Genomic DNA, 13,387 nt, shown 5'->3' on the forward strand with positions numbered 1-13,387 from the left:
ATAATAATTCTCAAACATTACATTTTTATGCAAACAACGCTCTCTCCCCAACAAATAGCTAAAAAGCACCGAACTATTGAAAAGAAACGCAGTTTTTTATTACTCTTTTTCTTACTCATTTGTTTACTCAGCCTCATTTTCGATATTATGACAGGCCCTTCCCTGCTTCCGTTTAATGAAGTTTGGAAAGCCTTATTCCAATTAGGCGAAATTGAAGAAACCACCAAAGTGATTGTCTATGAGCTACGCTTACCAATGGCAATAATGGCATTGGTGGTCGGAGCAGCTCTTGGTGTCGGAGGAGCGGAAATTCAAACTTTGCTTAATAATCCGATGGCAAGCCCTTATACACTGGGTTTAGCGGCTGCAGCTGGTTTTGGTGCTTCGATTGTTATTGCCTTTGGTGGTTTTAGTTTACCCACCGAAATTTCTGTACCTGTCGGGGCTTTTGTGATGACACTATTTTCTTCCGCCATTTTATTTGCCTTTTCCTCTTTAGGACGTTTTAGCTCGGCAATATTAGTGCTGGTAGGAATTGCCTTATTGTTTTTATTTCAGTCTTTACTGTCATTGGTGCAATTTATTTCTGCACCTGAGGTATCCCAACAAATTCTGTTTTGGCTATTCGGTAATTTAACTAAAGCCACTTGGCCGACTATCTCAATTGCCTTTGGCGTAACTACAGCCTGTATTTTATTATTACTCAAAGATGCGTGGAAATTAACTGCCTTGCGTTTGGGCGAAGCTCGAGCATTGAGCTTAGGTATTAACTTAACTTGGTTACGAATGAAAACATTGCTGATTGTGTCTGTAATGACGGCCACCTGCATTAGCTTTGTAGGCATTATCGGCTTTATTGGCTTAGTTGCCCCGCATATTGCCCGAATGTTGCTAGGCGAAGACCAACGCTTTTTCCTGCCCGGTTCAATGTTAGTGGGTGCGGCATTTTTATCGATGTCCTCAGTGCTATCAAAAAGCCTTGTGCCGGGAGCATTATTTCCGGTTGGTATTATTACAGCGTTAGTCGGCGTACCGTTCTTTTTCTGGATTGTGTTGGCGAAACGATAAGGATTTTCTATGCTCAACTTAAACGATGTGACTATTAAGCGTGGAAACTTAGTGGTGGCTGATAAAATCAATCTACATTTTGAACAAGGCAAGATCTATACTTTACTTGGCCCAAATGGTGCAGGGAAATCTTCTCTACTTAAAACCCTATTTGGAGAAATTGCTCATCAAGGGGCGATTGATTTTGATGGTAATAAATTAACTTCAAGCAACTTGCATAGTTGGCGTAAACAAATTGGCTATATGCCACAAGATACACAGGTGGAAGCCTCACTAAGTGCCTTAGAAGTCATCTTATTAGGGCAACTTGATAGCCTGAATATGTATATTAGCGATGAATTACTCAATGAAGCTGTTAATATTATGGATAAACTCAGCATTTCGCATTTAGCTCATCAAGATATCATGCGGCTGAGTGGTGGGCAACGGCAGATGGTGATGTTCGCACAAGTATTGCTACGTAAACCACACATTCTGCTGCTAGATGAGCCTGTCAGTGCGTTGGATATGTATCATCAAATCAACTTACTTGAATATGTGAATGCCTACACTCGAGCGAATAACCTAATTACAATTATGGTGCTGCACGATTTAAGCCTTGCGGCTCAATTTTCGGATAGTGTGATGCTATTAAGCGAGGGGAAAATTCAAGCACAAGGCAGAGCTTGTGATGTGTTGGAATGCGATATTATTCGGAGACTCTATAATGTCAATATTGAGATTTTATATGATGGAAACGGCTCGCCGATTATCCGCCCGCTTCGCAAATGTTTAAATATTGATTGCTGTTTGAACCGCAAATAGTAAAAGTAAATACAAGCGGTCATTTTGCAAAATAAATCTGCAAAATGACCGCTTGTTGTTTTTATTTCAGTTGCATAAAGAATGTGCCTTTTGGCGTAATTGGTAAGTAGTTGTTGTGGAAATCCAAATACGTTTTTTCAGGATCGATATCTTTAAACAATTCAGGATAAAGCGCTTTCGCCATAAATTGAGAGCTCGCTAAATCTGAAATCGAGCGAGACGCTGTATGATATAAACCATAAACACGCCCTGATTTTACCGCAGGTAAATCTTTCCAACCTGTACGCTCCATAAAGCCTTTCAAACGTTTTTGAGCATCGGCTTCTTCAATATTAATCCCCATCGACATAACCTCAGGATTAGTGTCATTGCCTAGTTCCGTACCTGAGATCATAATCACATCAGGTTTAGAAACTAACACCTGTTCAGGGTTAATCTGCCCCCAATTTTCTACAAACGGGGCACTAATGTTATCGCCTCGCACCGTTTCGGCAATCGCTCCCCACATATTTTTACCAAAGGTAAAACTATGCTCTTTCGGGCCTTTATTACCAAATTCAACATAGATTTTCGGCTTACTTACTTTTGCATTATCAATACGGCTCTGAATATCAGCAATGCCCTCTTCATACTCTTTGGCAATTTTCTCCGCTCTCTCTTCCGTACCTGTAAGCTGACCGAAAACTCTCACGCTTTTTGTATGGTTTTCAACAGTTTGCTTGTTGAAATCTACTACAACAACAGGAATACCAGCTTGCTCAATGCGTGGAATCTCACTGGCTAACGCTTGATATTGAATTTCAGGTAGCACTAACACATCAGGTTTTAATGCAATAGTTTTTTCTGTTGAAAAAGTGCCACTATTCACATAGCCAAGATCGGCAATGTTTTTTAGATTTGGCATTTTTTCTGCAAATAATGCCCAACTACCTGGGTTGAACTTTTCCCAAAACTCTCGTGAAATCCCTACTACCTTATCGAAATTTTCAACACCGGTTACCGCAATATAGTCAGGATAATAGAAAGTCAGTGCAACACGTTTAGCAGGCACATCAACTTTGACCTCACGCCCTAATACATCAGTGATGGTTTTAATTTCGGCATTGGCAGTTGCACCAAAAGCAAGCAATATGGCAGCAAATACGCTGTTTAATAGTAATTTTTTCATTGGAACTCCAAAAAGAAATGGAAAGTTGAATTGTAACTTTCTATAACAAATAGTCAATGAAAATAATTCGCAACAACGAAATTATCTATAGAAGAGTAAATTAGAAGAGATTACAAGCGGTTTAATTTTGCTAAAACTTTGCAAACCACAAAAACAAAGGGCGAATAATATTCGCCCTTATCGATTTTATTTCACCAATTCGCCTTTCGCTTGTAAATCCGCATGGTAAGAAGAACGCACGAACGGTCCGCAGGCTGCGTGTTCAAAGCCCATTTTTTCGGCTTCCTCACGGAACATATCAAACTCTGCCGGTGGTACATAGCGTTCCACTTTTAGGTGATGGCGACTCGGTTGTAAATATTGCCCGATAGTGAGCATTGTTACACCGTGATCGCGTAAATCTTGCATCACTTCCAAGATTTCTTCGTTGGTTTCACCTAAGCCTACCATTAAGCCGGATTTGGTCGGAATATTCGGGAATTCTTGCTTGAAGATTTTCAATAATTCCAACGACCATTTGTAATCCGCCCCCGGGCGAACTTCACGATAGAGACGTGGCACATTTTCTAAGTTGTGGTTAAAGACATCAGGTGGATTTTCTTTGAGAATTGCCACCGCTTGCTCCACACGTCCACGGAAATCCGGCACAAGAATTTCCACTTTGCAATGCGGATTTAAGGCTTTGATTTCACGCACTGTTGCCGAGAAATGAGCAGCTCCACGGTCAGGTAAATCATCACGATCCACTGAGGTAATCACCACATATTTGAGTTTCATATCTTGCACCGTTTCTGCCACTTTGCGAGGTTCGTCCGGGTCAAGCGGAAGCGGTTTGCCGTGTGCCACATCACAGAACGGGCAACGACGGGTACAGATTGCCCCCATAATCATAAAGGTTGCAGTGCCGTGATTAAAACATTCGTGTAAATTCGGGCAAGAGGCTTCCTCGCACACCGAGTGCAACCCGTGGCGACGCATACCGTTTTTAATGCTGTCAATTTTCGCTGAGTTTGCCGGCAGTTTGATTTTCATCCACTCCGGTTTTTTTAAGAGTTCTTGATCCGGGTCGATATTACGCACCTGAATCACAGAGGTTTTGGCGGCATCACGATATTTCACCCCTTTTTCCATTTTGAAAGGGCTCATTTTTTTCACTGTAGCAGTTGCCGTCGTTTGAGCTGTCGATGTAGCCATTACTGTGTTTTATCCTAATTGTTAATAATTTGTTGGTTATTATAGCCTAAAATTGTGCTGAAATGAGCCACTAATTTTGGGGCAACCTCTTCGCAACTTAAATCAGGGCGATCAACCAGTTCGCTTAATTGACACATTTCCAGCCCGGCATAACCGCACGGATTGATGTTGCGAAAAGGCATTAAATCCATATTGATATTTAACGCCAAGCCGTGGAAAGAGCAACCTTTGCGAATCCGCAAACCGAGTGAGCAGATTTTCCTGCCGTCCACATATACCCCCGGTGCATCAGCTTTTGGGTAACTTTCTATGCCGTACTCTGCCAACGTTTGTACCACTGTTTGCTCAAGGGCGGTGACTAAATCCCGAACCGACACTTCTTTCCCCAAGGATTTCAAGCGTTTAATATCAATCAGCACATACATAATTTGCTGCCCTTCGCCGTGGTAAGTAATTTGCCCGCCACGGTCGCTTTGTACCACCGGAATATTGGTTGGGTTTAACAAATGCTCCGGTTTGCCTGCCGATCCTTGTGTAAACACAGCCGGGTGCTGAACCAGCCAGATCTCATCGTCAGTGTTCTCATCACGGCTATCTGTGAAAGATTGCATTTGGTGCCAAATCTCTTCATACGGCTGAATGCCTAGTTGGCGAATTATTAATTTCATTTTCTATTTTCCAACATTGTTTTATTGAAAAATTGAGGGCGAATGTCATTCGCCCCTCGCATTATAATACCATTCTCACACCGGCAATTTTAGCCAATTCAGTGTAAAGGGTTTCTACTTGCTCAATATTTTCCGCCACAATATCAATCGAAACGGAATTATAGGTACCTTTTGAGCTTTTTTGCTGACGTGGGTTGTAGTCGCCTTTGGCATATTTTTGAGTGACTACTACCACATCATCAACTAAATCTTCTCGGTTGGTTCCCACCACTTTGAACGTAAAATGACATGGGAACTCTAACAGATCCTTTAATTTAGCTTGAGGCAAATCTTGTAAGTTTATCGCTTTTGGTTGAGACATTTTCGATCCTTCTTCTATTCTTTCTTCGGGGGCGAAAGATTTTTTGCCCCTACATTTTTTATACATTCATATCTAAAACGGTAAGCGGTGAAATTTTGCAAATTTTTTGCAAAATCACACCGCTTGCATTGCTCCCTAGATGGGGATAAAAAGGCAAATAACAAGATTAATCGAACAAGCTCTTCACAGTAAGGGCAATCCAATCCCACGCTTTGCCGAAAATACCGGCTTCCGGTACGTCTTGTAATACTTGTAAGTTAGTGCTTGCAACATCTTTGCCGTCAAGTTGGTAGATCATTTTACCCACTACCTGCCCTTTTGCTAAAGGAGCTTCGAGGTTTTTCTTCTCTAACTCATAACGGGCTTTCAAATCCGCCGAGCGACCTTTCGGGATAGTCACAAAGCTATCTTGCACCGAGCCTAATTGCACCTTATTCACTTCACCGTAATAGACACTTTGCTCGGCAACCGATTGAGCTGCCGGAATGGATTTGATGGTTTCAAAATTGGCAAAGCCCCATTGCAGTAATTTCTTACTTTCCACTTCACGGCCTTTATAAGTTGGCACGCCCATCACTACAGAAATTAAACGTGTATTCGGGTTAATTGCTGATGCGACTAAGTTATAGCCGGCTTTATCAGTATGCCCCGTTTTCATACCATCAACTTGAATGGTTTTATCCCACAATAACCCGTTGCGGTTTGGTTGTGGTTTTTTAATGTTATATTGGAACTCTTTTTCCGCATAAATTTTATACTCTTCCGGCTGATCACGAATAATATGCGAGCCGATAATCGCCATATCACGAGCAGAAGAATATTGTTCCGGATCGTCTAAACCGTGCACGGTGGTAAAGTGAGTATTCTTTAAACCAAACTGTTGGGCGTATTTGTTCATTTCATTCACAAAAGCCACTTGTGAGCCGGAAACGTGTTCAGCTAATGCAACAGAAGCATCATTACCGGAGACGATAATCAGCCCTTTCATCAACTCACCTACAGAGACTTTGCTGTTTAAATCTAAAAACATTAATGAAGAACCAGGGAATTTTTGCGCCCACGAGTTTTCGGTGACGGTCACCATATCGCTGTTTTGCACTTTCCCTGATTTTAAGGCTTCACCCACCACATAACTAGTCATCATTTTGGTTAATGATGCAGGATATTGACGCTGATCTGGGTTCAAACTCACCAAAACTTCACCGGAGTTGTAATCCATCAAAATATAGGTTTGTGCGTTGATCTGGGGTGCAGATAAATTGAAGTTGGTGTTTAAATCTGCATAGGCAATGCTTGAAACCGCAAGACCTACCACGCTCATCGCTTTCACTAATGTTTTTTTCATATTTCCTCTTAAAATTAATTCATTACATATAACTGATTAGTCGATCCCAATTTTGACTTATCAACAATCGCAATTTTCACTCTTGCCGTCCCCGAATGGTGCATACCGATTTTTTTCGCTGCGGCTGATGATAAATCCAAGACCCGTGCATGAGCATAAGGTCCACGATCATTCACACGAACCACCACAGAACGCCCGTTTCGTAAATTCGTCACTTCAATTAAAGTACCAAATGGTAAAGTTCGATGTGCAGCCGTCATTTTAGCGTTGTTGAAAGTCTCCCCATTAGCGGTTCGGCGACCATTAAATTGATTTGCATAATAACTAGCAACACCGGTTTGAAAATGTTTTTTAACCAGTAGCTTATGTTGCCCCTTTACCAATTTTTTCTTAGCAGTTACCGTTTTCTTAACAACCTTGCGAGCCAACTTTTTTTTAGATTTAATCGCCTTAGTTGTAACAGTAGAAATGGTTTTCTTTTTTGTGGCTTTAGCTACTACTTCTTTTTTCTTAACTTTAGAAGTACCTACTTTTTTTATTGCTTTAGAAGTTGCTTGCTTCTTGGTTGAAATACTTGATTTAGCTTTTGTATTCTTTGTCGCAGCCAAAGAATTTAATGAGCTAAAAGTCAGAAATCCAGCTAACAACAGGGTTACAATTTTACCTAATCTCATATAAGTTTTTTCCTCTATGTGGATGTCGTTATTGTTTGTAACGATGATCGTTTCACTGCTTTTTGATACCGCAAAAAAGCAAAAGTTTAATTTATTTCAGTTTATCATAAGGATTATTACTGCCTACGCGCTTACGGTGAACATAGGTTGACATCATCAAACCAAATGCCGCCATCAGCGTCACATAGGAAGTTCCACCGTAACTGAAAAGCGGTAATGGTACACCGACTACTGGTAAAATACCACTTACCATACCAATATTTACAAAAACGTAAACAAAGAATAAAAGGGCTGTGCCGCCCGATAAAATACGCCCAAAAGCAGAATCTGATTTTGTACCAATCACTAAACCTCGAGCAATAATAAACAAATAAATCGCTAATAAAATCAGCACGCCTATCATACCATGTTCTTCGCTTAACACCGCAAAAATAAAATCCGTATGCGGTTCAGGCAAAAATTCAAGCTGGGATTGTGTGCCTTCCATCCAACCTTTGCCGTTAATACCTCCTGAGCCTATCGCAATTTTAGATTGAATAATATGATAGCCAGCACCCAACGGGTCTTTATTAGGATCAATTAACGTCATCACTCGGGTTTTTTGATAATCGTGCATTAAGAAAAACCACATTATCGGGATAAATCCGGCTAAAAACACCACACCCGCCCCAATTAATTTCCAACTGAGTCCCGCCAAAAACAGCACAAAAATCCCAGCAGAACAAACTAAAATTGCAGTCCCTAAATCGGGCTGAATTGCCACTAATAAAGTTGGCATAATAATAATGGCGAGTGCGATAAAGGTATCTTTAAAACTCGGAGGAAGCGGTCGCTTACCCAAATAAGTTGCCACCATCAGCGGCACAGCGAGCTTGGCAATTTCAGAGGGTTGAAAGCGAACAAAGCCTAAATTCAACCAACGCTGTGCCCCTTTACTGGTTTCGCCTACTAAATCGACTAAAATCAATAAAACCAAGCAAAAAACATACAGATAAGGCGATACTTTTTGATAAAAACGAGGAGGCACCATTGCCATTATCAACATTAACCCAAGCCCGAGTGACACCTGAATCAGCCTGCTGGTAAACATTCGCTCATTTGCACCGCTTGCACTGTATAACACTAATAAGCCGTAGCCGGTAATCGCCAACAGCCCTGCCAATAACAGAAGATCGAGCGAAAAAATTTTCCAGAAAAGTTTTTTAAAGCCACTATTCATGATTTTCCTCTGTAACAAGCGGTCGATTTTGCTCAGAATTTTGCGAATCCGGCTGTTCGCCAACACCTTTTCTTAAAACATAATCCATAATCTGACGAGCCACCGGTGCCGCAGCACTACCGCCCCCCCCTGCATTTTCTAAAATTAACGCCACCACCATTTTCGGCTGTTCATAAGGGGCATAGCCAATAAACCACGCGTGGTCGTGTAGCTCTTTTTTAATCGCATTTTTATCGTAATTCTTACCGTTTAAGTTAAACACCTGCGCTGTACCGGTTTTCCCCGCTGCGTGATAAAACGCACCGGCAAACACTTTGCGAGCTGTACCGTTGGCAGCGTGAGCCACATTAAACATTCCCTGTTTCGCCAAGTTCCAGTAAGCACTCGGCACGTCTTTAATATCTTCATACAACAGTGGATCTTGATATGGCGTCACCGAATTACTGCTTTGTACTTCCAGCATTAAATGCGGCGTGTTGACTCGCCCGTTGTTGATTAACACTGCGGTCGCTTTCGCCAACTGCAACGGGGTCGAAATCCAATAGCCTTGCCCGATACCAACCGGAATCGTATCGCCCTGCACCCAAGGTTTTTTATAACGTTTTTGTTTCCATTCACGTGTCGGCATTACCCCTGCCGATTCCTCAAAAATATCAATGCCGGTTTTCACCCCAAAACCAAATTTTTTCATCCAATCCGACATTTTATCAATCCCCATTTTATAGGCTAATTGATAGAAAAAGGTATCAGAGGATTCGGTAATGGCCTTATTCACATTGGTTGCACCGTGTCCACTACGTTTCCAATCTCGATAACGTTGCGTCGTGCCGGGCAAAATCCAATAGCCGGGGTCTGAAATAGTGGTTGAAGGCGTAATCATTCCCTCTTCCAAGCCCGCAACCGCCATAAACGGTTTAATGGTGGAAGCCGGTGGGTAAGTGCCTTGTGTAGTACGGCTATAAAGTGGTCGGGTTGGATCGTCCAATAATGCTTTATAATCCTGCCCTGAAATACCGCCCACAAATAAATTATTGTCATAACTTGGGTTTGAGACCATCGCTAAAATACTGCTATCACGAGGGTCAAGCACCACCACCGCCCCTTTATGCTTAGCAATTAACGACATCACATATTGCTGTAATTCCACATCAATACTCAAGCGAATACTGCTACCGGCAACCCCTGCTTGGTCACGCAATTTGCGGATCACTTTCCCTCGGTTATTAATTTCTACCTCTTCAAAACCGGTTACACCGTGAAGTTGGTCTTCATAGAATTTCTCAATACCCAATTTGCCCATATCGTGCGAACCGGCATAATTACCGAATTTACCCTCTTCTTGTAGCTTTTTCTTGTCATTTTCGTTAATTTTCGCCACATAACCGATAATATGGGTTAAAAGTTCGCCGTAAGGATAATTCCGTTTGTAATAAGCCTGCACATCTAAACTCGGAAAACGGTATTGGTTCACGGCAAAACGAGCCATCTGAGTCTCATTCAAATTGCCTTTGAGCATAATCGGGGTATAGCGAGAACTGCGTTTTTTCTCTTTATGATAGTTCTCGATATCTTCGTCCGTCAGCCCAACAATATCCTTCAACTCGGTTAAAGTTTGCTCAATATTTTCCGTCTTTTCAGGCACAATAAACAACCCGAAATAGGTTAAATTTTCCGCCAATACTTTACCATTACGGTCATAAATTAAGCCTCGAGCCGGTGGCACAGGCAACAATTTAATGCGGTTACCGTTTGAACGGGTTTGGTAGTCCTCATAATTCACCACTTGTAAGTGATACAAATTGGTTAATAAAACACCACTTAACGCCAACACCCCCAGAAACGCAACTAAGGCACGGCGGGCATACAGATTGCTTTCTGCCTGCCCGTCTCGCACCTTTTCTCTCTGGTTTGATGCTGTGAATTTTGCTAATTTACCAAACATATAACACTATCTAAAAATGACTCGCTACTCTCGATGATAAGGGTGATTAATGGTAACCGACCACGCCCGATACAAACTCTCCGCTACCACCACCCGCACCAGTGGGTGTGGTAAGGTTAAAGGCGACAACGACCAACTCTGCTCGGCAGCGGCTTTGCATTCCGGCGATAATCCTTCTGGGCCGCCAATCAATAACGCTACATCTCGCCCATCGTTTTTCCAGCCCTCTAACTGAGTGGCTAACTGCTCGGTTGTCCACGCTTTTCCCGGAATATCCAAAGTCACGATTTTTGCCTTGCCCGCTGCCGCCAACATTGCTTTGCCTTCAAGCTCAAGAATGCGTTTAGTATCAGCATTCTTGCCCCGTTTTCCTGCCGGAATTTCCACCAACTCAAACGGCATCTCTTTCGGAAAACGGCGTTGATACTCTTCAAACCCTGTCGTTACCCACGCCGGCATTTTAGTGCCAACCGCAATTAATTGAATTTTCATCTCTCTTTCACTTACAAGCAGTTTAATTTGCAAAAAATGTTATAAAAATCACCGCTTGTCGTTCCTTATTGAACTGACTACGCCCAAAGTTTTTCTAATTGATACATCTCACGGCTATCGGATTGCAACAAGTGAACGATCGCCTGTCCGAAATCCACCACAATCCAATCGGCAACCGCTTTACCTTCATCTCCAAACACCTCGAACCCAGCCTGTTTTGCTTCCGTAATTAAACGCTCTGCCGTTGAAGCAACGTGACGGCTCGATGTGCCGGTGGCTAAAATCATTGTATCGGTAATGCTGGATTTCCCTTTCACATCAATGGCTAAAATATCTTTTGCTTTTAAATCATCTAAGGTATTGGTTAAAAATTCGACTAAATTCTGTTCCACGTTTATTTTCTCATTCTATCTTGTAAAAGCGTTGGATTTTAACACAGATTGGACAGATAAAAGAAAGAAAGCGGTCATTTTTGCAAGATTTTTTGCAAAAATGACCGCTTGTTACTTACTCTAAAATGCCTAACTGCTTCCAATACTATGGCATATTTGCTTTTGTTTTACCTATTTTTTGAGTCGTAGAATAGGGAGTCGATAAATAATCAATGCTATCAAAATCAAGCTGCAACCTAGCCATTTTGTCGCACTAAGTTGTTCCCCCAATAACATCACGCTCAATAACAATGTCCAAACCGGCTCAAGTAACATAATGAGTGCAGAAGTACCAATATGGCAATATTTTTGCCCCAGTGTTTGCATTAAAAAACGTAAATTTGTCGCAATCAATACACTTGCGGCAAACCAGAACCACACTTCAGTGGGAATCGGGAAATGCCAAGTTTCCATAAAATAGGAATACAAGCTACAGACCGCACCAACCATCGCCAATTGAATGGTAATTAAAGGAAACAATGGGACTTGTTTGGCATATTGATTATTTAACACAAAATATAACGCCCCAAACACTGATGACACCAGAAAAATCGTACTGCCTAGGGAAAAATGAAAGATGCCTTTCTCGGCAGAAAGAAAGTAAAGCCCACTTAATGCAATGGGTAAGGCTAACCAAAAAATCTTCGGTGGCGTATGTTTGAATATCAACCAAGAGAGCAAAGGAGCAATCAGCATCGCAAGGCTCACCAAAAAAGCCCCTTCACCAAACACTGTACTAAAAGCCAGCCCCAATACCCAAAAAATAGTATAAATTCCGTAAGTAAGACCAGTAATCACCGAATATTTAACTTGAACCTTATCTAAACAATACAGCTCTCGATAAGAAAAAGGCAGAAGAATCAAAGAGGCTAATATAAAACGTCCTCCCATAAAACCAATAGGCGGTAATCCCACCAAAGCATGCTTAGAGAAAAACCAACCCGCTGCAGCAATAAAGGTAACGAGAAAAAGGATTATTTCGCCGAAATATTTTTTGAACATAAAGAATCCTGAAAACAAAGGCTAGCAATAAACTAGCCTTTATTTTAGCTATTTTGAGCGATAAATTAATACTGCTCTATCGTCAAAAGTGTAATTCCCTTTGGCTACACCCTTAGTTGAAGGGTTATCTATTCTTAATGGATCTGTTTTTAACTGATATTCTAGTGCTTTTTCATATGCTTCGATAGAGACTTCTTCTGGATAAGTCTCATAGCCATCTGAAGAAAGCTCGATAACTTTTGGTGTCTTATCAAATTTCCAAACTTTTAAAGCCTCTTTCGGAATTTCAAACCCATCTATCGCCCAGTATTGGAATGCTTTAGGTGCATTAGGGTTATTTTGAAATTCAGATTGGCGAGTTAATAACGGCATAATATAGAAACGCCCGATATCATTTTCTTCAATCTGTTCATTAGAGAGCTTTAAATCTTTTAAAATCTTGACACGTAAAGCACTATTTAATTCATCAACATATTTTCCTTCATCATTGTATTTCACATTGTCAATACGTGCTTTTGAATCACCAATTGCAACTAACTCATTTTGAGTAAAATCATACCAAATTAATGTTGCTGTTGGTCGAAAGTGAGGAGTATTTTTAAAATCCACATCCGGATTTTTTGCATAAAACTCGCTAAATTTCTCATTAATCAATGCTAAAATTTTTTCTTTATCTGTTCCGGCAGGCAAAGATTGGAATACTTCTTGGATGATATCTCTGCTAACTCTACCTCCTTTTTTACCGTCATATTTCTTGCCCGATTTATCCGTAGCACCATCAAAGACAGCTAGATAATGATCATTGAAAAATAATCCATCTTCACAAATTTGATTATTTTTCTCACCAGCTCCACCTTTTCCTTGAATAAAATATTCAAGGTTTCCCTTTTCCAAATTGTGTAAAACCGGCTTATCATAAGTCAGGTTATCCGCAGCCAATGCAGGTAATGACATTATAGAAAGTAATGATAATAACTGATACGATTTCTTCATAAGAATCTCCTTTTAATTAAATATTA

14 protein-coding genes are annotated in these 13,387 nt (G+C 41.1%); 2 read left to right on the top strand and 12 right to left on the bottom strand.

The genetic code is table 11. From position 1 onward, the window contains the following. Nucleotides 1-27 precede the first annotated feature (27 nt). Both ACJ7Z2_RS02165 and ACJ7Z2_RS02170 read left to right on the top strand, forming a co-directional pair. Nucleotides 28-1,068 (top strand): FecCD family ABC transporter permease, encoded by a 1,041-nt coding sequence (locus tag ACJ7Z2_RS02165; RefSeq protein WP_409500648.1) that lies wholly within the window; start codon nucleotides 28-30, stop codon nucleotides 1,066-1,068. Nucleotides 1,069-1,077: 9 nt separating this feature from the next. Continuing rightward, nucleotides 1,078-1,872: an ABC transporter ATP-binding protein gene (locus ACJ7Z2_RS02170; protein WP_409500649.1), complete on the top strand. Its 795-nt coding sequence runs from the start codon at nucleotides 1,078-1,080 to the stop codon at nucleotides 1,870-1,872. Nucleotides 1,873-1,933: 61 nt separating this feature from the next. Here the strand turns inward: ACJ7Z2_RS02170 and ACJ7Z2_RS02175 are convergent, their stop codons facing one another. The 12 genes from ACJ7Z2_RS02175 to ACJ7Z2_RS02230 all read right to left on the bottom strand — a co-directional run bounded on the left by ACJ7Z2_RS02175 (nucleotide 1,934) and on the right by ACJ7Z2_RS02230 (nucleotide 13,361). Next, nucleotides 1,934-3,040, bottom strand: a complete 1,107-nt coding sequence (locus tag ACJ7Z2_RS02175) for an ABC transporter substrate-binding protein (RefSeq protein ID WP_409500650.1) — start codon at nucleotides 3,038-3,040, stop codon at nucleotides 1,934-1,936. 186 nt (nucleotides 3,041-3,226) lie between these two features. Next, nucleotides 3,227-4,234, bottom strand: a complete 1,008-nt coding sequence (gene lipA, locus ACJ7Z2_RS02180; RefSeq protein ID WP_195913497.1) for a lipoyl synthase — start codon at nucleotides 4,232-4,234, stop codon at nucleotides 3,227-3,229. A gap of 14 nt (nucleotides 4,235-4,248) precedes the next feature. Further along, a complete protein-coding gene (lipB, locus tag ACJ7Z2_RS02185) occupies nucleotides 4,249-4,902 on the bottom strand; it encodes a lipoyl(octanoyl) transferase LipB (RefSeq protein ID WP_409500651.1) in 654 nt (217 codons plus the stop codon). Nucleotides 4,903-4,963: 61 nt separating this feature from the next. Continuing rightward, entirely contained in the window at nucleotides 4,964-5,263 is a 300-nt protein-coding gene (gene ybeD, locus ACJ7Z2_RS02190; RefSeq protein WP_154703577.1) for a DUF493 family protein YbeD, read from the bottom strand. 166 nt (nucleotides 5,264-5,429) lie between these two features. Further along, nucleotides 5,430-6,608: a serine hydrolase gene (locus ACJ7Z2_RS02195; RefSeq protein WP_154703578.1), complete on the bottom strand. Its 1,179-nt coding sequence runs from the start codon at nucleotides 6,606-6,608 to the stop codon at nucleotides 5,430-5,432. A 14-nt stretch (nucleotides 6,609-6,622) separates the two neighbouring features. After that, nucleotides 6,623-7,282: a septal ring lytic transglycosylase RlpA family protein gene (locus tag ACJ7Z2_RS02200; protein WP_154703579.1), complete on the bottom strand. Its 660-nt coding sequence runs from the start codon at nucleotides 7,280-7,282 to the stop codon at nucleotides 6,623-6,625. A 91-nt stretch (nucleotides 7,283-7,373) separates the two neighbouring features. After that, nucleotides 7,374-8,501, bottom strand: coding sequence for a rod shape-determining protein RodA (rodA, locus tag ACJ7Z2_RS02205; protein ID WP_126301350.1), 1,128 nt, complete (start codon nucleotides 8,499-8,501; stop codon nucleotides 7,374-7,376). After that, the gene (gene mrdA / locus ACJ7Z2_RS02210; protein ID WP_154703581.1) at nucleotides 8,494-10,443 is read right to left on the bottom strand and encodes a penicillin-binding protein 2; all 1,950 of its coding nucleotides are present in this window, start codon (nucleotides 10,441-10,443) and stop codon (nucleotides 8,494-8,496) included. The genes rodA and mrdA overlap by 8 nt, the downstream gene beginning before the upstream one ends. Nucleotides 10,444-10,467: 24 nt before the next feature. Then, nucleotides 10,468-10,935, bottom strand: coding sequence for a 23S rRNA (pseudouridine(1915)-N(3))-methyltransferase RlmH (gene rlmH / locus ACJ7Z2_RS02215; protein ID WP_006248233.1), 468 nt, complete (start codon nucleotides 10,933-10,935; stop codon nucleotides 10,468-10,470). 77 nt (nucleotides 10,936-11,012) lie between these two features. Continuing rightward, the gene (rsfS, locus tag ACJ7Z2_RS02220; RefSeq protein ID WP_409500652.1) at nucleotides 11,013-11,327 is read right to left on the bottom strand and encodes a ribosome silencing factor; all 315 of its coding nucleotides are present in this window, start codon (nucleotides 11,325-11,327) and stop codon (nucleotides 11,013-11,015) included. 171 nt (nucleotides 11,328-11,498) lie between these two features. Next, complete coding sequence (locus ACJ7Z2_RS02225) at nucleotides 11,499-12,368, bottom strand: DMT family transporter (protein ID WP_409500653.1); 870 nt, start codon at nucleotides 12,366-12,368, stop codon at nucleotides 11,499-11,501. Nucleotides 12,369-12,416: 48 nt separating this feature from the next. Beyond that, nucleotides 12,417-13,361, bottom strand: coding sequence for a hypothetical protein (locus ACJ7Z2_RS02230; RefSeq protein WP_409500654.1), 945 nt, complete (start codon nucleotides 13,359-13,361; stop codon nucleotides 12,417-12,419). Between the last annotated feature and the right edge of the window lie 26 nt (nucleotides 13,362-13,387).

Origin of the sequence: Mannheimia glucosida (genome assembly GCF_046267875.1) — a bacterium.
Lineage (GTDB): Bacteria > Pseudomonadota > Gammaproteobacteria > Enterobacterales > Pasteurellaceae > Mannheimia > Mannheimia glucosida.